The organism is Rhizobium ecuadorense, assembly GCF_001187535.1.
Taxonomy (GTDB): domain Bacteria; phylum Pseudomonadota; class Alphaproteobacteria; order Rhizobiales; family Rhizobiaceae; genus Rhizobium; species Rhizobium ecuadorense.
The window spans coordinates 1-292 of the sequence record NZ_LFIO01001505.1; the positions used below are offsets into that span (position 1 = coordinate 1).

Annotated in this window: 1 pseudogene; it reads right to left on the reverse strand. The window is 61.3% G+C overall.

The features are described from left to right. Positions 1-19: 19 nt before the first annotated feature. Positions 20-292: pseudogene (locus tag AF337_RS31160) on the reverse strand (LLM class flavin-dependent oxidoreductase); the annotation flags it as partial.

The following is a 292-nucleotide window of genomic DNA, read 5'->3' on the forward strand; positions in this document are numbered from 1 at the left end:
ATGACGGTTCGTCGGCGCCTCAGGCGCCGACAGCCTTTCCGCGCTCGACCTGATCTGCGCCCGCTGTGTAGCGGCTTTCACGGAAGGGCAGACCGAGATGGTCGCGCAGCGTCTCGCCCTTAAGGACGGGATCGAAATAGCCGCGCTCCGTGAGGATCGGCAGAACATATCTCGAGAAATCGTCGAAGCCCTCGGCGATGACAGGGAAACCGAGGATGAAGCCATCGGCAGCGCCATGGTCCACCCAGCGGATGATTTCGTCGGCAATATGATCGGCCGTGCCGATGAAAGT